This is a genomic window from Microbacterium resistens, from assembly GCF_021172025.1.
GTDB classification, from domain to species: Bacteria; Actinomycetota; Actinomycetes; order Actinomycetales; family Microbacteriaceae; genus Microbacterium; species Microbacterium resistens.
The window spans coordinates 3262667-3281776 of record NZ_CP082781.1 but is presented as its reverse complement, the minus strand read 5'-3'; the positions used below and the strand labels follow the sequence as shown (position 1 = coordinate 3281776).

Here is a 19110-nt window from a genome sequence, read left to right as displayed (position 1 = left end):
TCATTTGACGCTGGAGAGCTCCTTGCGGTTGAGCGTGAGGGCGACCGCGGCGATCAGCACGACGCCCTTGACGGTCTGCTGGGTGAACGGGTCGACGCTGGCGAGGTTCATCCCGTTGCTGAGCACCGAGATGACCAGCACGCCGAGGATCGTCCGCGTCGGGCCGCCGACGCCGCCCATGAGCGACGTCCCGCCGAGCAGGATCGCGGCGAGCGCCTCCATGAGGAAGGGCTCCCCCATCGCGCCGGACGCGGAGTTGGTCCTCGTCATGAGGAGCAGGCCCGCGAACGCGGCGAAGACCCCCGAGAGGACGAACGCGAGCACCTTGACCCGGTCCACGTCGATCCCGGACAGCTTGGCGACGGTCTCCGCGTCGCCGACCGCCTTCGCGCGGTACCCGAAGACGAGCTTGCGCTCGACGAGCACCGCCACGACGAGCGCCAGCAGCGCCCACAGGGAGATCGTCGGGATGCCGAACAGCACCGTTCCGCCGAACAGCGCGGACAGCTCCGGCGAGCGCAGCCCCTGGGGCCTGCCTCCCGTGATGATGAGCGCGATCCCGGCGAAGACGAACATCGTGCCCAGGGTGACGATGAAGCTCGGCACCTTGAGGTAGACGTGCACGAGGCCGTTGACGAGGCCGCACGCGACCCCGACCGCGAAGCCGACGAGCGCGCCGCCGGGACCGATGACGCCGACGAGCATCGCGGACGACACCCCGGTCAGCGTGACGATGGATCCGATGGACAGGTCGATGCTGCCGATCAGCACCACGAAGGTGGATCCGAGGGCCACGACCAGCAGCACCGCCATCTGCCGCACGAGGTTGACGAGGTTGCTGCCGGTGAGGAAGACGGGGCTCACGATCGCGAAGAACACGACGAGCACCAGCAGCGCGATGAGAGGGGCGAAGAGGATGAGCCGGGACCGCAGCGAACCGTTGCGGAAGGCCGCCCCGCGGCGCTGGGCCGTCACCGTCTCGGTGAGGGTGGAGCCCGACGCGGCGCTCATCCCGTCGCTCCCGGCTCCCAGGGACGGTCGATCTTGTCGCCGTCCGCCCAGGGGGTCTTCACGAACACCGCGCGGAACGGCGCGTCGAACGGGTTCCGGACGAGATGCTCGACGCCCGGCCGGGCGTGCAGGAGCTGGCCCGCCGACAGCACGATGCGCTCGGTGCGGTCCAGCCAGATCTCCGCTGCGCCCTCCAGCGCCAGGAAGCTCTCGGTGTGGTGCTCGTGGAGGTGGTTGGCGAAGACGTCTCCCGGCCGCAGCACGACCACACCGAACGCGGCGTCGTCGTCCGTGGACAGGTAGCCCGGTCCCCAGTCCCCGAAACGGAGATCCGCGTCCTCGACGGACAGGATGCGCGCGTCGGTCATGCGGACGCACCGCCCTGGGCCCGCTCCCGGTACAGCTCGTGCGCGTCGACGGGATCGAGGTCGCCGTGGACGACGGCATGCACCGCCGCGATCATCGCCTCGGGGGCCTCGCTCTGGAAGATGTTGCGGCCCATGTCGACGCCGGCCGCCCCGGCACGCACGGCCGCCGAGGCCATCCGCAGCGCGTCCAGCTCGCTGAGCTTCTTGCCGCCGGCCATGATCACCGGGACCGGGCAGGCCGCCACGACGTCCTCGAATCCGTCCTCGCAGTAGTAGGTCTTCACCATCTGCGCGCCCAGCTCGGCGATGATGCGCACCGCGAGCCCGAGGTACCGGGCGTCGCGGGTCAGCTCCTTGCCGACGGCGGTGACGCCGAGGACGGGGATCCCGGCCCGGTAGCCGTCGTCCACGAGCGTGGTCAGGTTCCGGATGCTGCGCGACTCGTGCTCGCCGCCGACGAACACCTGCACCGCGACCGCGGAGGCGTTCAGGCGCACGGCGTCGTCCATCGCGAGGGCGACGTGCTCGTCCGAGAGGTCCTTGAGGATGGAAGGCCCGCCGGAGGCGCGGACCACCAGTCCGGCCGAGGTGCCGGCGGGGATCGAGGTCCGGAAGGCGCCGCGGGTGCCCATGAGCGCGTCGGCCTGCGTCGCCAGCGGAGCGATGCCGAGGTCGATCCGCTCCAGACCGGACGTCGGCCCCTGGAAGTAGCCGTGGTCGAAGGCGAGCATCACGGTCCGCCCGGTCTCCGGGTCGAGGATCCGCGAGAGGCGGTTCTGCATGCCCCAGTCGAGGGCGTGCGCCCCCTTGATCGCGTTCGTGAAGCGGACCGCCGGGACGTCGGCGTGGAACTGCTTGGCGGAGCGGTTTCCTTCGAGATCAGCCATGGGTGTTTCTCCTTGTGTCGGTGTGTCAGAGTTCGGGGGCCGCGGCGCGCGCGGCTCCGGGCGGGGTGAACAGGGCGGTGGCGCCGGAGCGGACGGTGGCGGTGCGCTGGGCGTCGTACACCTCGCGCCACCGCCGAGCCGCATCCCGGTATGCGGCTCGCTCGGCCTCCTGCGGGGCGATGGCCGTGGGGTCGAGCGGAAGGGCGGGAAGGTCGATCCCGACAGCCGTCCCGGCGAGGCGCGCCGCCCCGTACGAGGTCGCCTCGGGCGCCTCGGTGGTCCGGGTGGTCCGGCCCGTCGCGCCGGCGATGACCCGGGGCCAGAGGACCCCGGCGCTGGAACCCCCGGTGAACGTGATCTCCCCGGACGCGGACGCGGCGCCGGCGGTCACCTCGTCGAGGATCCGCAGGTGGGAAGCGGCCACGAACGCGGCCGCCTCCTCGATCGCGCGCACGACCGTGCCCCGGTGGAATCGGGAGGAGTCGGCGATGTCGAAGCCGACGAGCGCCGGGGCGGCATGGTGCCAGGCGTCGGCCTGCATGACATCGCTGAGCACCGCGACGAGGCCGTCGCTGCCGACCGGCACGTCCGCCGCCCATGACTCCATCACGTCGAACGCCCCGACGCCGCCGCCCCGGGCGAGCTCCACCGCATCCGGGCAGAAGCCGTCACGGAACCAGCGCATCGCGAGGCCGGAGAGGAATCCGATGCCCTCCACCATCCAGCTCGACGGCGCCACGTGGCACAGCGTCCGGGTGCGCCGGAGCGGATCGATCAGCGGGCCGGGAACGACGGCGGTGGTCTGCCAGAACGTGCCCGCCACGATGGTGGGGCGTCCGGGGGCCGCGGCGATCGCGTGCAGCGCGAGCTGGGTGTCGGCGCCGCCCATCACGACGGGGGTGCCCTCGGGGAGTCCGGTCTGCTCCGCCGCCTCGCGGGTGACGCCGCCCACGCGGGACCCGGGCTCGAGCACGGGGGGAAGGATCCGGGGATCCAGCCCGACCCGTTCGACGAGCCCCTCGGCCCACGTGCGCGCGCCGAGGTCGAACAGGGCGGTGCTGGAGCCGCAGGTGGGGTCGGTGGCGTACTCGCCGGTGAGGCGGCGGTTGACCCAGTCGCTCAGCATGCCGAGATGGCGGGCGCGGTCGAGCGTCTCCGGCTCGTGCCGTGCGAGCCAGCGGATCCGCGCCGGCGCCGTGATCGAGACCCAGTCGCCTCCGGTGGCGTAGATCTCGTCGGCGAGGCCCTCCGCGACGAGCTCGTCCGCCTCGCGGCGCGCCCGTCCGTCGGTGTTGGGGCAGGCGAAGACCTCCTCGCCCGCACCGTCGTAGAGCACGAAGCCCTCCCGCATGCTCGAGGCGGCGACAGTGGCGATCTCGCGATCCGCGACCTCGGCGGTCACCCGGCGCAGCGCCTCGCACACCGCCTGCCAGCCGTGGACGACGTCGAAGCCGGTCCCGCCCGGGTGCCCGGGCACCGCCGGGTGGTTCCATTCGACCGCGGCCTGTGCGACCCGTGCGCCCGCGGCATCGAAGGCGAGAGCGCGCGCCGACCCGGTGCCGGCATCGATCGCGATGACGACCGGGTCCCTGCGGGTCACAAGGACCACCTCCGGGGCCGCCCCTCCAGGAAGGCGACGACGTCGTCGGCGATCATCTCGCTGCCGCGGTGCAGGGTCTCCAGCGTCGCGCCCCCGAGGTGCGGGGTGAGCACCACCTGCGGCAGGTCGACGAGCTCGCGCCAGGCCCCCTCGGGCTCGTTGACGTCCATGGCCACACCGCCGACCTGGCCGGAACGGACCGCCGCGAGCAGCGCGTCCTCGTCCACGAGGCTCTCGCGCGCCGTGTTGATGAGCAGGGCGCCGGGGCGCAGCTGCGCCAACGCGCCGGCGTCGAGGAGATGACGGTTCTCGGACGTCGCCCTGGCGTGCAGGCTCAGCACGTCGACGGCCGGCAGCAGCTCCTCGAGGCTCGGGACCAGTCGCACCTCCGGAACGGAGTCGGGGTCCACGAACGGGTCGTACGCGACGACCTCGGCGCCGAGCGCCCGCGCCTTCGCAGACACGAGCCGGGCGACGTTGCCGTACCCGACGAGACCGAGGGTGAGCGTCGAGACCTCGCGGCCGAACCATCGCGCGCCCTCGAAGGCCGACTCCGCCAGCGGCGATCCGGCGGCGCGGCGGGCGTCGACGTCGCGCAGGGAGGCGGGGACGTTGCGGATCATCGAGATGAGGAAGCCGATCGTGAGCTCCGCGACGGCCTCGGCGTTCTTGCCCGGGGTGATCGACACCGCCACCCCGCGTTCCCGGGCCGCCTCGACGTCGATGTTGACCGGTCCGCCGCGCAGACACCCGATCAGGACCAGCCCGGGGTTGGCCTCCAGCACGTCGGCGGTGACCGGCGCGCCGTGCACCAGGACGACGTCGTAGCCCTCGATCAGCGCGGCGACCTCCGCGGGGTCGCCCTCGAACTCCCGGATGCGGCTCGTGTCCCACGTCGCCGGCACGTCGGTCATCGTCCGCAGATCGACGGACAGTCCGCGATCGACGAGGGCGGCGGCGATCCTCTCGGCCGTCATGTAGCTGTCGCCGATCGCGAGGATCTTCGGGGAATCGCTCATGGATGGTGCTCCTCTTTCCGTTCTTCCGGTCGTCTCAGCGGTTTCCGCCGGGATAGGTTCCCGACGTCGCCGCGCCGGGGAGGCCGTGGGCGTCGAAGCCGGTGTCGACGCTGACGCGCATCCGATCGGTGCGCACCGAGGCGCGGGACACGTCGATCGGGACGCCGTCGGCGTCGTACGCGACCGCCTCGACGACGACGACGGGATGCCCGATCTCCACCTCCAGGAGCGCGCCGAGCACCCGGTCGGCGGTCGCGGCCTCGATCGTGCGGTGCATCCGGGCGATGCGGACACCGGTGACCCGGGTGATCGCCGCGTACAGGCTCGCCCGCGGATCCCGCAGATCCGGGAGGATGCCCGAGAACCGCGCCGGCATGTAGTTGACGACGTGCACGGCCGTGCGAGCCCCCACCGCGCGCACCCGCTCGAGGACGAACCCCTGTCCGTCCGTGTCCCGGCCGACCGTCGCGGCGGCCCAGGACGGCAGCGGCTCGATGCCGGCGCGGATGATCGTGGAGCTCAGCGCGCTGCGTCCGTGCTCGCCGTACTCGCCGAGGAGGCTCGGCGCCGAAGGCAGCGTCCACGCCGAGGGGCCGGCCGCGAGCTCCACGAACGCGCCCTTGCCCTGCTGGCGGGAGATGACTCCGCCCTTCTCCAGCTTCGCCAGCGCCTCGCGCACGGACGTCCGCGAGACACGGAGGTCCTCGCACAGCCGGTGCTCGCTGGGGAGGCGGTCGCCGGGGCGGAGCGCGCCGTCCGCGATGGCCTGCTCGAGCCCGCGCATGATCTGGAACCAGATGGGGGCGTCGCTGGCGCGATCGATCGCGGGCAGGGGGATCGTGGGCATGACGGAAACCTCGTCGTTGAGGACGGTGATGGGGCGCCGGCCGTGCTCCCTCGGGTCGGGGGCCGTTGCCTGACTTGTCCCATCCTCACAGGCCGACAGGTCCGCACCATAGAGACAAGTGCGCTTCTGCCCGAGATTTCTTCAGGACCGCGGTTTTTGAGTGTTTATCTGGGGTATTTTTCGGCCACCGGCCGATCTCATATGCCGCCTTGGCTCCGCCGGCGCACGCTCGTCCTCTTCGGAGGAGACAAGTCACCTCCTGTTGTCCCCTCGACCCGGTCGTTGAGCGAGGAGCGCAGCACCGAGACGAAACGGTGTCGCCCCGGGTCACCGCGTTTCGACTCGCGGAGACCCGCACTGAGCGAGCGCAGCGAGTCGAAGTGTCGCTCAACGACCGAACACCCACCGGTCGTTGAGCGAGGAGCGCAGCGACGAGACGAAACGGCGCCCAGGCACCGGTCACCGCGTTTCGACTCGCGGAGACCCGCACTGAGCGAGCGCAGCGAGTCGAAGTGTCGCTCAACGACCGAACACCGCCCCCGGTCGTTGAGCGAGGAGCGCAGCACCGAGACGAAACGCCTCCGCCGTCAGACGAGTCGGGTCTTCGGAGAGACGCCGTCCGTGTCTTCGGGGTCGGCGTACACGGCGTCCCCGAGGGCGGCGTCGATGGCCGTGAGCGTCGCGGCGTCCAGCGTCACCCCGGAGGCCTTCACCGTGTCGGCGAGCTGTTCGGGCCGCGAGGCGCCGACCAGCGCCGAGGCCACGTTCGGGTTCTGCAGGACCCACGCGATCGCGAGCTGTGGCATGGTCAGCCCCGCCTCCGCGGCGACCGGCTTCAGGCGCTGCACGGCCTCGAGCGTCCGGTCGATGAGGAACCGCTCGATGAAGTGCGCGCCGCTCTTCTCGTCCGTCGCCCGGGATCCCGCCGGCACCGGGCGGCCGGGCAGATACTTGCCGCTGAGCACGCCCTGCGCCATCGGCGACCAGACGATCTGCGAGATGCCGAGCTCCTGCGACGCCGGGATCACCCTCCCCTCGATCACGCGCCACAGCATCGAGTACTGCGGCTGGTTCGAGATGAGCTGGATCCCCAGCTCCTTCGCGAGCGCGTGCCCCTCGCGCAGCTGCTCGGCGGTCCACTCGGAGACCCCGATGTACAGCGCCTTCCCCTGCCTCACGATGTCCGCGAACGCCTGGAACGTCTCCTCCAGCGGCGTCTCGTGGTCGAAGCGGTGCGCCTGGTACAGGTCGACGTAGTCCGTCCCGAGACGGGTCAGCGATCCGTTGATCGACTCGAGGATGTGCTTGCGGCTGAGGCCGGTGTCGTTCGGCCCCTTCGGCCCGGTCGGGAAATAGACCTTCGTGAAGATCTCCAGGCTCTCGCGGCGCTGGCCGGACAGCGCCTTGCCTAGCACGGCCTCCGCCGCGGTGTTGGCGTAGGCGTCGGCGGTGTCGAAGGTCGTGATGCCGGCGTCGAGGGCGGCGTGGACGGTGGAGACGGCGGCGTCGTCCGCGACCTGGGACGCGTGCGTCACCCAGTTGCCGTACGTGATCTCCGAGATCTTGAGCCCGCTGTTGCCGAGGAAGCGATGGTTCACCATGGACTCAGGCTACGACCGCCGCGCCGGCGGTGGGCCGGGATGACCGTCGATCAGGCGGGAGCCGCGGCGGGCTGCGAATCGCGACGACGCGCGAGGACCACCGCCAGGACGATGGCCGCCAGCCCCGCGGCGACGCTCGTCCCGTAGAGCACGAGAGACCACCGCGAGTAGTCGGCACCCGAGATGCCGAAGGCGTCCGCCAGGGCCATGCCCGTGCCGAAGGAGGCCGCGAAGTACGCAGGCATGCCCCAGAACAGGATCGACAGCAGGATCAGCGCCGTCGCCTCGGGAGCCAGCGCCTTCCGGACGGCGATGGCCGCCACGACGACGGCCAGCAGGACACCGACCGAGAGGAAGACGACCACCCCGATGCCGCCCATCTCCTCGCCCCGCAGCGCCGCCTCGGCCCGGATCGCGTCCAGGGTCATTCCGGGCACGGCCGCGAGGGGGTTGAGGACGAGGATCTGCAGGGCCGCCAGCACGGCGTACGCCGTCACCGCGAGGACGCCGACGACGGCGACCCACAGCGTCCGGGGATCCATGGCGTGATCCTACGCCCTGGTCAGTCGCTGCTCACGCGCCGACGAGGGCGTGCTCGCGCGTCTCCGGGGCGGTGTCGTCATCCGCGGGGGACGGCGACGCCGACGGATCGCCCGCCGCGGCGGACACCACAGGGACCGGATCGGAGACGTCTGTCGCCGTCGGCGACGGACCGGGATCCTCGCGCCTCGCCGCATCCTCGGAGATGATCGCCGCACGCTCGCGGAACCCGTGCGAGTTCACGCGATCGAGCTCGACCTGCTTCGCGACCGCCGCCGCCTTCTCGTACAACGACGGGTCGCCGTAGCTCGTCAGCACCTTCACCAGCACGGGCAGCAGCTCGATCATGAAGAACAGCGCCGCGATGAGCCAGTGCGCCCAGAAGATCGTCGGCTCCTTCTCCCCGAGTCGGTTGAGCCCGCTGATCTGGCTGAGCAGACCGATCGCGCCGGCGTTGCCATCCGCCACGGATGCGGCCCGCGCGTTGTAGGCCGCCAGCGCGGTCTCGTACGTCTGGCGGGCCGCCGGGAGCTGATCCTTGGCCTCGGTCCGGTTCTGCGCCTCGGAGGCCGTGGTGTTCTCCTTGGACGCCGTCGAGGCGGCAGCCAGCTCGTCGTTCGCCGTCCGCAGCTGCGCGGCGAGCCCGTCGTAGGTCTGCTGCGCCTGATCGAGCTGAGCGCGCGCGGCGTCGGAGCTCGCGCCCTCGCCGTTGACGCCCGTGCATCCGGGCACCGTCCCCGCGCCCTCGCCGGTCAGCTCGCACTGGTAGAGCAGACGCGCTTGGTCGATGACCTTCTGCTGCTCGGCCATCTGCGCGTTGAGCTGATCGACCGTGGCCTGGGCGGCGGTCTGCGAGGCGGAGTCGGACGAGGTGCCCGCCACGATCCCCGTCGCCGCCTGATTCTCCAGATCCTTGAGGCGCGCGGACGCATCGTCGAGAGCCTTCTTCTCGGGCCCCTTCTCCAGCGCCTCCTGATCGGACAGCGACTGGGTGATGTTCGTGGACGCCACCTCACGGGCGATGTCGTTGTGGAACACCTGGAGGACGACCGGCTCGGCGACGACGAAGCCGATGAGCGCGGCCATGATGACACGCGGGAAGGCGAGGCCGATGAGACGCCAGACGCTCCGCGTGGACGTCATCGTGGAGGTCAGGAAGCGGTCCAGGTTGAAGATGATGAGCGCCCAGACGATCGCCAGGGGGATCGCGATCCAGGCGATCACCTGCACGCCCGTCACGAGCGCGAAGAACATCGACAGCGCCGAGACGAGGGCGGTCCCGACGAGGACGAAGAACATCTGCACGAAGCGCGAGGTCTCGCTGGGCACGCGGTCGAGGATCGGGCCGTCCGCGCCGCCGAGGATCGCGAGGCGCCGCCAGATCGATCCGGGCGTGCGCGGGCGGCGCTCGCGCCGGGTGCGGGCCGCGGGAGCCGGTGCGGGCTCCGCCGCGGGGGCGGGGGTCGGCTCGTCTGCCGCTCGCGACACCGACGCGGCAGGCTCCGCGGCGACGGCAGGTTGCGGCTCGGCGAGCACGGCCGTCTCCCCGTCGTGACTCACGGGGTCCGCCGGGCGGGGCGGCACGTTCTCGGATCCGGCGGGGACGTACTCGCGCGCGAACTCGAGCTGCTCCTCGGGGAGGGGCGGAGCACCGTCGGCTGCGGAGGCGTCGAGGGCGATACGGCCCTGGGAATCGAGGCGCCCCGGGCGATGCGCGGAATAGGACATCGTTCCACCATAGAAAAGGACGCCTGGAAGACCCGTGGGCGCTCGCTGTGCGCCAGCCGTGGACCGCCCCCTCCGCCCATCCCTCGTGTCCGCCCCGCTCCCCCCTCGTCGAGTGGTCAGTTTCTGTGGGTTCCACCGCCGCGAACCCACAGTTTCTGACCACTCGACATGGATGCGGCTCACTGTCCCCGCGGGCGCCCGATCCGCACACGATCGTCCGATCCTCGGAGGGATCGGCGGCTGCGGTGTGCAGATCGGGACCGCGTGTGCAGATCCGACCGGACCCGGCGAGCGGAGGCCGAGGGACGACGCGAGCGCGCCGGGAGGGGGGAGCCTCAGACCAGGGCTTCGGCGGCGGCCTCGTCCTCGGTGGTCGCGACGAGCTGGCCGCACGCGCCGTCGATCTCCTTGCCGCGGGTGTCGCGGAGGGTCGTCGGGATCCCGGCGTCGTTGAGCCGGCGCACGAACTCGTCCTGCACGTCCTTCTCGGACGCGGTCCAGATGGATCCGGGGGTCGGGTTCAGCGGGATGGGGTTCACGTGCACCCAGCCGCGACCACGCGCGTTCAGCTTCTCCGCGAGGAGGTCCGCCCGCCACGCGTGGTCGTTCATGTCCTTGATGAGCGCGTACTCGATCGACACACGACGGCCCGTCTTGTCGAAGTAGCCTCGGGCGGCGTCCAGCGCCTCGTCGACCTTCCACCGGGAGTTGACCGGGATGAGCTCGTCGCGCAGCTCGTCGTCCGGGGCGTGCAACGACAGGGCGAAGGTGACCGGGATGTCTTCGTCGGCGAGCTTGTGGATCGCCGGGACGAGCCCGACAGTGGACACCGTGATCCCGCGGGCGCTCATGCCGAGCCCCTCCGGCTGAGGCGCCACCATGACGCGGACGGCGTCCATCACGCGCTTGTAGTTCGCCAGCGGCTCGCCCATCCCCATGAAGACGATGTTGCTGACCCGCTCCATGGAGTGGTCGTCCGCGCGCTTGCCGCCGAGCTCGCCCTGCGCGATCGCCCGGTTCGCCCGGACGATCTGCTCCACGATCTCCGCCGTGGACATGTTGCGGGTGAGGCCGGCCTGACCGGTGGCGCAGAACGGGCAGTTCATGCCGCATCCGGCCTGGCTGGACACGCACAGCGTGATCCGGCCGGGGTACCGCATCAGGACCGACTCCACGAGGGCACCGTCGTGCAGGCGCCAGAGGAACTTGATCGTGTCGCCGCGGTCGGTCTCCAGGCGGCGGACCTCGGTGAGCAGGTTCGGCAGCAGCCCGCCGACGAGCTCCGCCCGCTGGGCAGCGGGCAGATCCGTCATCTCGGCAGGATCGGACGTGTAGTGCGTGAAGTAGTGGGTCGCCAGCTGCTTCGCCCGGAAGCCCGGAAGGCCCAGCTCCTTCGCCTTCTCCACGCGCTCGGAGGGCGTGAGGTCGGCGAGGTGCACCGGAGGCTTGCCGCGCTTGGGGCTCGCGAACTGCAGGAGCGGACGCCCTCCGGCATCCTTCTTCTGGGTCCAGCCCTCGGTGGCCGGCCGCACCTGCGGCGCGGCGGGCGTGCGCTCGGGCCGCGCGGGCGCAGGGTTCTCGGTCATCCCTCCAGGGTACGCGGTGGCGGGTGGGAGAGCGCTGGGGCAGGATGCACCCGCGTCCCTGCCCACGCGAGACCCCGCCCACGCACGCGAGAACAGGCGAACACGCGAGAACAGGCACGCTCACCCCGAAACCGCCTGATCCCACGCGAACGCCTGATGACGCGAGGCCCGGAACCACGCACGGGGGACACGGCGAGGGGCGGGACGACACACGCCGTCCCGCCCCTCGCGTGCGGATCACTCCCCGCGCGGGACCTTCCGCCGGTGCAGCACCGCGGCGGTGCCGATGCCGAGGGCCACGAGGCCCAGCAGCGCTCCGAGCGCAGGACCCCACGGGTCGAGACCGGTCACCGGCAGCGCTCCGCCGCCGTCGGCACCCGCGTCACCCGACGGAGGGCCGGTCGGCGCGGGCGTCGGCGGATCCGTCGGCTCCGGCGGGTCCGTCGGCGTCGGGGTGGGCTCGGTCGGGCTCGGCGTGGGAGTGGGGGTCGGGGTGTCGGCCGCCTCGACCGGGTACATCCACGCGTTCACCGCCGACCGGGCACCGTCGGACGCCGCGGTCGCGAACGACACGAGCACCATGGCGTCCTCGGTCATCGCCGCCTGCGTCTCGGCGTCGAGCGGGATCCGGATGCTGCCCCCGCCGATGTTCACCTCGGCGGTCGCGGTCGCCAGGAGGTGCCCGCCCATGTCCGGGGACCACGGCGGCGCCGCGCCGTCCTCTTCGGAGCACGCCTCGAAGCCGTACTCGTCACCGGGGCAGCTCGACGTCCACACCGGCACGAAGCGCGCGTCCCCCTTCCACACGAACACCCGGGCGGTGCCCGCGGCCTCCGCGCTGTAGGAGAGCGTCGCCCCCTCCGCGTCGAAAGCCACACCGCCCATCGTCAGCGCCGTGGTCGGCTGCAGCCCCGAGATCGTCCCGCCGCGGGTCGCGGACTGGAACACCGTCTGCGGCGACTCCACGCCCTGCAGCGCGGTCTGCGGGATGATCGCGGCCGGAGCCTCGATCGGACGCGACGACGGCGGCGTGTAGCCGTCGAGGTACGCGTGTCCCCATCGGTACGGCTCGGACTGCTGCGAGCCGAACGCCGACCAGGCTGTGCGCGTCTGCCCGATGAAGTCCTGCGTGTCGGAGTCGTACGGCGTGACGTTGAGCCCGAGGTAGGTCGGGTCCACCGTGTTGGTCGCTGCGTCCCCCGTGGGGACCGCGCTGGTCGGACCGACCGCCGCGGGAAGATCCGCGAGCGGGATCTTCACCTCGACGTCGTAGGCGCCGCCCTCGTACGCCCCGTCGGCGGTGCGGGCCGCGCGCACCGCGACCTCCACGCCGGGCGCGTTCGGGCCGCCCTCGACCTCGTCCGCAAGGGGACCGGTCGAGAAGCCCTGGTGGTTGTCCGCGTCGCGCGACCAGCATGCGCCGTCCGGCCCGTTGCCGTTGGTCCCCTCCGGGTCGTCCGTGAACGGGAACATCCCGAGCTTGAACGTCGACGAGGTGTCCACGGAGGACCCGCGCGGATCCAGCAGCAGCTCCACCGAGTCGACGAGCCAGTGCCCGAAGCAACGGTCCGGCGTGGCCGCGGCGCTCGCGATGTCGTCCACCACGCGCACCTGCGCGTAGAGGGTGTCGTCGTGCCAGCCGAGCACGGCGGTGCTGCCGGCTCCGCAGTCCGTGCCGTCGGGCTCGCACGCGTCGCCCTCCCACACCGCTCCCAGATCCAGCGGGGTCCCGGTGTAGACGTCGTCGGGCGCGCCGTCCAGCGCCGGTGCCGCCGCGAGCTGCGGGATCACCGTCGTGGGGACGACGTGCAGCGACAGGTCCTCGGAGGAGGCGCCCAGCGCCGAGGTCGTCGTCGCCGTCACCGCCTCGACGCGCCCGCCCGGATCGGCGGGGTCGAGGTGGGTGAGGACGAACGGCACCGTGGCGGTCTCCCCGGGCGCGAGGGCCGGGACGTCCTTCGAGGCCGCGTCGAGCGAGAATCCGGCCGGGGCCGTCAGCGCGACCGTCGCGGTCTGCGGCACCGCACTGCGGTTCGTGACGACGACCGGGATCGTCTTCGACTCCCCCGCGCCGATGGCGGCGATGGCGTCGGCGGGCCCGCCGATGTAGGCACCGGTGCGATCCATCCACTCCTCGTACTCCGCGCCGTTGCCGGTGCGCTCGAAGCGCCCGTCCACCGGCGGAACGAGGTCGACGCGGGTGTCGTTGTAGGCGGTGACCCCAGCCCCGGCGAAGTCCGCCGAGATGCGGAACCGGCCCGGAACGGCGTCGGCTGCGGGGGTCACGGTGAAGGTCGCCTCCGCGGGGGCGTCCGAGGGCACCGCGTCGAGCGACACGGGGCCGTCCACGCTCCAGCCGTCCGGAACGGTCAGCGACACGTCGCCGCCGTCGAGCGCGTCGGCGCCCGAGCGGATCCCCACGGTGACCGAGAACGGCTCGCCCGCGGCGACGTGGGCCTCGGCGTCGATCGTAAAGGTGGATCCGAGCGGCAGGCCGCCCGGGTCCGCGACCACGGCGCCGTGCAGCGGCGCATCGTCGGAGCCGGCGCCCGCGCTGCCGTTCGGCTGCATCGGGACGGCGGACCAGTCCACCGCGAAACGCTGGCACGTGGGGTCCACGACGGTCTTCACCATCTCGCGCGCCTGCGTCGGGTGAGCGCGGGCGCCCTCGCCGCCGACCTGCGCCCAGGTCTTGGCCGAGCCGGCCGGCTGCCCGGCGAGGTTGCCCTCGGCCCAGGTGTAGGGCGAGTCGTAGCCGGACCAGGTGCCGACGACGGTCTGCGTGCTGCCCTCCTCCGGGATGAAGCCGGCGTTGCAGCCCGGGCCGTCCACGCCGCCGGTGCCGCCGGTGGCCGCGAACCAGCCCTGCGAGAGGATCCGCTTCACCTGCCACGGCTCGACGGCACCCTCTCCCTCCAGCTGCTCGGGGAACATCGACGGATCCGCCGCCGCAGCGGCGGCCTCCCAGACCATGCGGCCCTGCGCGTACTGATGGTTGCCGTGACCGGCGTCGAGAGAGGGCGTCCAGCCGACGAGGATCTCCGGCTGGGTCTCGCGGATGATGCGCACCGTGCGGCGCAGCGTCTCCTCCGCGTCCCACACCTGCGCGGTCAGCGGCGCCGAGGTGTTGTAGTAGAAGTCGACCCGGTCGAGGTTGAAGATGTCGACCGTGCCGGAGCGGACGTGCGAGGTCCGGTCCTCGTTCTCGCGGCGCAGGCCCAGGTCGGGGCCCGCCTCGGGGCCGACGGAGTTGGATCCGCCCTCACCGCGCGTCGCCATGATGATGCCGCAGCGCACGTCGTACAGGTCCTGCCAGACGCCGCACGGGGTGGTGAACCCCGCGTCGTCGTCGGGGTGTGCCCAGATCCCGAGCACGTCGATCTTCTCGCGCGCCGTCTCGGTGGCGATCGAGGGATCGCCCACCTCCAGCGCCGGGGGCTCGGCCGCCTGTGCGGCCGTCGGCAGGGCGAGGCCGACCATCGTCAGCAGCGCCGTCAGCACGCCGATGTGCTTGCGTCTCATCTCTCCTCCAGGGGGCGACGGCGCGGGTGACACCGTCATCGCCCGTCACCCTAGCGAGAGTTTCGCGCAGAGAGCAAGCACTAATGCGCAATTACGCGCAAGAGCGTTCATCAATACGCAGGCACGCCGCCGGGCGGCATCGGACACCGATGCCGCCCGGTCGCACGACGTCGCTCACTCCCGGACGGCGCCCTCGATCATCCCCTTGATGAAGTGGCGCTGCAGGAAGATGTAGAGCACCACGACCGGCAGCGCCACGAGCACCGCTCCCGCCGCGAGCAGGGCCGTCCCCTGGGTGTACTGCCCCTGGAAGAAGGCGAGCCCCAGCGGCGCCGTCCGGACCGCGCCGTTCGGCGACATGACCAGCGGGATGAGGAACTCGTTCCACGTCCACATGAAGGTCAGCAGCACCAGCGTCAGGATCGCCGGACGCCCGATCGGCACGAGGATCTGCCAGAGGATGCGCATGCTCCCGGCCCCGTCCAGCCTCGCCGCCTCGATCATCGCCCGGCTCGACGTGCGGAAGTACGTCCGCATCCAGTACGTCCCGAAGGCGATCGACATCGCGATCTGCGGGAGGGCGACGCCCAGCACGGTGTTCGCCAGCCCCAGCGCCCGCATGTCGAAGAACAGCGGCACGATGAACGCCTCCGTCGGCACCATGATCCCGAGCAGGAACAGGTAGAAGAAGAACGTCGCGCCGCGGAAGCGCATCGTGCCCAGGGCATATCCGGCGAGGATCGACGCCGTCACGGCGACGACCACCACGATCGCGGCGACGGCCACGCTCGTGAGCATGTACTGCCCGAACCGGCCGACCTCCCACGCCTCGGCGAAGTTCTCCGGGTGGAACAGGCCTCCCTCCCGCGCCGCGCTGACGCTCTGGGGGCCGAATGCGGTCGTCAGGATCACGCCCAGCGGCCCCAGCACGATGAGCGCGAACACGACGAGCACCACGTAGTTGGCGACGCGTTCGAACGCCGAGACCCTCATCGCTTCTCCCCGATCATGTTGACCACCGCGTTGATCGCGAACACGATCACGGTGAGCACGACGCCGACGGCCGCCGCCGCTCCGACCTCTCCCAGCTCGAACGCGCGGCGATAGACCTCGTAGCTCGGCACGGTCGTCGAGGTTCCGGGTCCGCCGCGGGTGGTGACGTAGACGAGGTCGAAGGTCTTCAGCGCCGCGACGATCGTCAGCGTCAGCGCGACCGTGATCTCTCCGCGCACCGACGGGAGGGTGATCGCGAAGAACTCCCGCGCCGCCCCCGCGCCGTCGAGGCGCGCGGCCTCGTAGAGCTCGCGCGGAACGCGGCTCATCCCCGCCATCAGGAGCACCGTGACCAGGCCCGTCGACACCCACGTGCCGATGAGGCCCACGGCGGGCAGCGTCCACGTGTAGTCGCCGAGCCAGGCGCGCGTGAGCCCGCCCAGCCCGATCGCCCGCAGGAACTGGTTGAGCGGGCCGTCCGGCGCGTAGATCTGGCGCCAGGTGACGGCGACGACCACCATCGCGATGACCTGCGGGAGGAAGATGACGGTCCGGAAGAACCCGAGCCCGCGCACGTTCGAGCGGGTGAGGATCGCCGCGAGGACGAGGCCGATCGCGAGCGGGATGATCGCGAAGAACACGATGAGCACGAGGGCGTGCGCGAACGCGTCGCGCAGCTGTCCGTTGCGGGCGATCTCGATGTAGTTGTCGAATCCGACGAACGTCGAGGCCCCCAGCCCGTCCCACTCGAAGAAGGAGAACTGCACCGCCCGCCCCAGCGGGAAGAGCAGGAATCCGCCGTACAGCAGCAGCGCCGGCGCGAGGAACGCGTACGGCAGCCACCGCGGTCCGGAACCGCCGGAGGGGCCGGGGCGCCGTCGGGCGCCCCGGCCGGTCATGACCGCATCAGCCATTCGACGAGACGAACTCCGCGTAGTCGGCCTGCAGGGCGTCCACGAAGGCCTTCGCGTCGAGCTTCCCGTCGATCAGCCCCTGCAGGGCGTCGCCGAGGGTGTCGCTGAAGGTCGGCGTCGCGTAGTCGAGGTACGGCAGCAGGGCGCCGGTCTCGGTCACACGGCCGAACTCGGTGAACACGTCCGCCTGCACGCCCGAGGCCGGTGCGAGATCGGCGGTGCCGTTGACCGGCATGTTCCCGGTCTCGGCGAGGATCTTCATCGCCTCGTCGCTCGTGATGAAGTCGATGTAGGCCGCCGCGACGTCGGTGTTCTCCGCCGCCGAGGTGATCCCGAACGGAAGGCCGGTGCCGCCCGTCGTCGCGGGCGTTCCCGCCGAGGTGTCGGGGACGAAGAAGCCCACGTCGTCGCCCATGGCGTCCTCGAGGTCCGCGGCCAGCCACGACCCGCCGATCAGGAAGAGTCCCTGGCCCTTGCCGAAGTCCTGCCACGCGGCGTCGTAGTCGGTGCCGTTGGGACCGTCGTTGAAGTAGCCCTTCGACGACCAGTCCGCGAGCTGCTGGGCTGCGGCGACGTTGTCCTCCGTGGTCCAGTCCGCGCCCTCGTTGCCCAGGCCCAGGTCCCGGATCGTGTCGGCGTCGACGTGCTCGCCCTGGATGGGACCGAAGACGTGGATCGCCGGCCACTTGTCGATGTTGCCGAGCACGAGCGGCTTCTGACCCGCGTCGTGGGCCTTCACCAGCGCGTCCTCGAACGCGGACCAGTCCTTCGGCACCTCCACGCCGAGCTGCGCGAGCCTCGACTTGGAGTAGAAGACCCCCACGATCTCACCGACCTGCGGCAGGCCGTAGACGCTGCCGGTGCCGAACTCGACGGCGCCGTCGCCGTATGTGGAGTACTGCAGGACGGACGGGGCGAACCGGTCATTCCAGCCGTAGAGCTCGGCGTAGTCGTCGAGTGCACGGAGCTGGCCGCCCTTGACGAAGGCGCCCATCGTGTTGCGACCGTTGTTGGCCTGCACCACGTCGGGGGCGTCATCGCCGGTGAGGGCGAGGCGCAGGGTCTTGTTGAGGTCGTCGAACGCCTGGGAGTTGCGGTCGATCGTGACGTTCGGGTACTTCTCCTCGAACGCCTTGTTGAGCTTCTCCATCTGCTCGTTCTGCCCGCCGCGGACCTCCTGGTCCCAGACGGTGAGCGTGACGTCGCCCGCGGCGGCGACGTCGGTGCTGATCTCTCCGCTCGGCGTCGATCCGCCCGCGGGCGCCCCGGCCCCCGGCGCGCAGGCGGCGGACAGGGCGAGGACGAGAGCGGTGCCGGAGACGGCGGCGACGGTGCGCATGTGTCGCTTCATCGGGATTCCTTTCGTGGATGGTGCTGCGTGCGGCGCCGGCCTCAGCGAGGCGACGGCAGGGACTCGGGTGCGGACGGATGGTCGGGATGGGGGCCGGTCGGGATGGCGTCGTCGAGGAAGCCGTACCGGGTGCGCAGCTCCTCGTCGTCCGAGCCGCGCACGTTCTGCCACCACCGGGCGATGTCGGCCCAGCCCGGAGCGGACAGCGCGCTGCCCCGGCGCGTCACGGCGATGCCGCTCGCGAGCACCGCGAACGCGGCCTGGTCGGCCAGGGGCAGGCCGAGCAGGCCCGCACGGACGAGGGCGGCGGCGAAGACGTCGCCGGCGCCGGTCGGATCGAGGACGCGCACGGGCAGGGCGGGGACGACGACCTCGGCGCCGGAGGCCGCATCGATCGCGACCACTCCGTCGCCGCCGCGCGTGACGACCACGAGGGGGACCCGCTCGGCGAGCGCCCGCGCGGCCGACACCGGGTCGTCCGTGCGGGTGTAGGCCATGGCCTCGCGCTCGTTCGGGGTGAAGGCGTGGCAGGACTCCAGCGGTGCGAGGTCCTCCTGCCGCCAGCGCTCCGTGGAGTCCCAGCCGATGTCCACGAACAGCTGCGTGCCCGCGGCGGCCGCGCGGCGCCACCAGGGATCGGCCTCGGCCGGATCGAGGGTCTTCAGGTCCGCGATCACGGTCCTCGCCTCCGGTGCGGCGCCGATCGCCCGCACGGCGTCGTCCAGCCCGGGCGCGTAGGTGATCATGCTGCGGTCGCCGCCGTCGGCGATCGCCACCGTCACGGGCATCGGGAGCTCGGCGAGGCGCCGGGACGCGGAGAGATCCACGCCCTCCTGGTCCTGCAGGACCGACCAGCACCACGCGGAGAAGGCGTCGGTCCCGAAGGGCGCCGCGAGCGCGGTGCGGAGCCCCAGGCGCGCGCCCGCCACCGCGAGGGTGGCGATGCCGCCCGGGCTGATCCCGGCCGTGCCGGCGAACACCTCGGTGCCCTCCTGCGGCGCCGCGTCCAGCGAGGCGAAGCCGTAATCGAGGAAGACCGGGCCCGCAAGCCCCACGTCCCACCGGAATCGGGTGTCCACCGAGTGCTCCTCCCTCGCCATCGAAATCAGGGTTTGTCAGATCATACGCGCAACTGCGCATTAC

The 19110-nt window shown here is 71.7% G+C and carries 15 protein-coding genes; all 15 read right to left on the bottom strand.

What is annotated here, in order from left to right:
* Positions 1-1011: an ABC transporter permease gene (locus tag K8F61_RS15500; protein ID WP_219086718.1), complete on the bottom strand. Its 1011-nt coding sequence runs from the start codon at positions 1009-1011 to the stop codon at positions 1-3.
* Complete coding sequence (locus K8F61_RS15495) at positions 1008-1379, bottom strand: cupin domain-containing protein (RefSeq protein ID WP_067242614.1); 372 nt, start codon at positions 1377-1379, stop codon at positions 1008-1010. Before K8F61_RS15495 ends, K8F61_RS15500 begins: the two co-directional genes overlap by 4 nt.
* Entirely contained in the window at positions 1376-2266 is an 891-nt protein-coding gene (lsrF, locus tag K8F61_RS15490) for a 3-hydroxy-5-phosphonooxypentane-2,4-dione thiolase (protein WP_231819755.1), read from the bottom strand. The genes K8F61_RS15495 and lsrF overlap by 4 nt, the downstream gene beginning before the upstream one ends.
* 25 nt (positions 2267-2291) lie before the next feature.
* Positions 2292-3866, bottom strand: coding sequence for an FGGY family carbohydrate kinase (locus K8F61_RS15485; protein WP_231819754.1), 1575 nt, complete (start codon positions 3864-3866; stop codon positions 2292-2294).
* Positions 3863-4885: an NAD(P)-dependent oxidoreductase gene (locus K8F61_RS15480; RefSeq protein WP_231819753.1), complete on the bottom strand. Its 1023-nt coding sequence runs from the start codon at positions 4883-4885 to the stop codon at positions 3863-3865. The genes K8F61_RS15485 and K8F61_RS15480 overlap by 4 nt, the downstream gene beginning before the upstream one ends.
* A gap of 34 nt (positions 4886-4919) precedes the next feature.
* Positions 4920-5732 carry a GntR family transcriptional regulator gene (locus K8F61_RS15475; protein ID WP_067242622.1) on the bottom strand — a complete coding sequence of 271 codons (813 nt, stop codon included), beginning with the start codon at positions 5730-5732 and terminating at the stop codon, positions 4920-4922.
* A gap of 587 nt (positions 5733-6319) precedes the next feature.
* Complete coding sequence (locus K8F61_RS15470) at positions 6320-7333, bottom strand: aldo/keto reductase family protein (protein WP_231819752.1); 1014 nt, start codon at positions 7331-7333, stop codon at positions 6320-6322.
* Positions 7334-7383: 50 nt separating this feature from the next.
* Positions 7384-7875 carry a hypothetical protein gene (locus K8F61_RS15465; RefSeq protein WP_231819751.1) on the bottom strand — a complete coding sequence of 164 codons (492 nt, stop codon included), beginning with the start codon at positions 7873-7875 and terminating at the stop codon, positions 7384-7386.
* 31 nt (positions 7876-7906) lie between these two features.
* Positions 7907-9601: a DUF4407 domain-containing protein gene (locus K8F61_RS15460; protein WP_231819750.1), complete on the bottom strand. Its 1695-nt coding sequence runs from the start codon at positions 9599-9601 to the stop codon at positions 7907-7909.
* A 335-nt stretch (positions 9602-9936) separates the two neighbouring features.
* Positions 9937-11187 (bottom strand): dual-specificity RNA methyltransferase RlmN, encoded by a 1251-nt coding sequence (gene rlmN / locus K8F61_RS15455; protein ID WP_231819749.1) that lies wholly within the window; start codon positions 11185-11187, stop codon positions 9937-9939.
* 237 nt (positions 11188-11424) lie between these two features.
* Positions 11425-14709, bottom strand: coding sequence for a sugar-binding protein (locus tag K8F61_RS15450; protein ID WP_231819748.1), 3285 nt, complete (start codon positions 14707-14709; stop codon positions 11425-11427).
* Between the two features lie 174 nt (positions 14710-14883).
* Positions 14884-15702: a carbohydrate ABC transporter permease gene (locus K8F61_RS15445; protein WP_067245186.1), complete on the bottom strand. Its 819-nt coding sequence runs from the start codon at positions 15700-15702 to the stop codon at positions 14884-14886.
* Complete coding sequence (locus K8F61_RS15440) at positions 15699-16616, bottom strand: carbohydrate ABC transporter permease (RefSeq protein WP_231819747.1); 918 nt, start codon at positions 16614-16616, stop codon at positions 15699-15701. Before K8F61_RS15440 ends, K8F61_RS15445 begins: the two co-directional genes overlap by 4 nt.
* Positions 16609-17967: an ABC transporter substrate-binding protein gene (locus tag K8F61_RS15435; protein WP_231819746.1), complete on the bottom strand. Its 1359-nt coding sequence runs from the start codon at positions 17965-17967 to the stop codon at positions 16609-16611. The genes K8F61_RS15440 and K8F61_RS15435 overlap by 8 nt, the downstream gene beginning before the upstream one ends.
* 41 nt (positions 17968-18008) lie before the next feature.
* On the bottom strand, positions 18009-19046 hold the full coding sequence (locus K8F61_RS15430) for a carbohydrate kinase family protein (RefSeq protein ID WP_231819745.1): 1038 nt from the start codon (positions 19044-19046) through the stop codon (positions 18009-18011).
* Between the last annotated feature and the right edge of the window lie 64 nt (positions 19047-19110).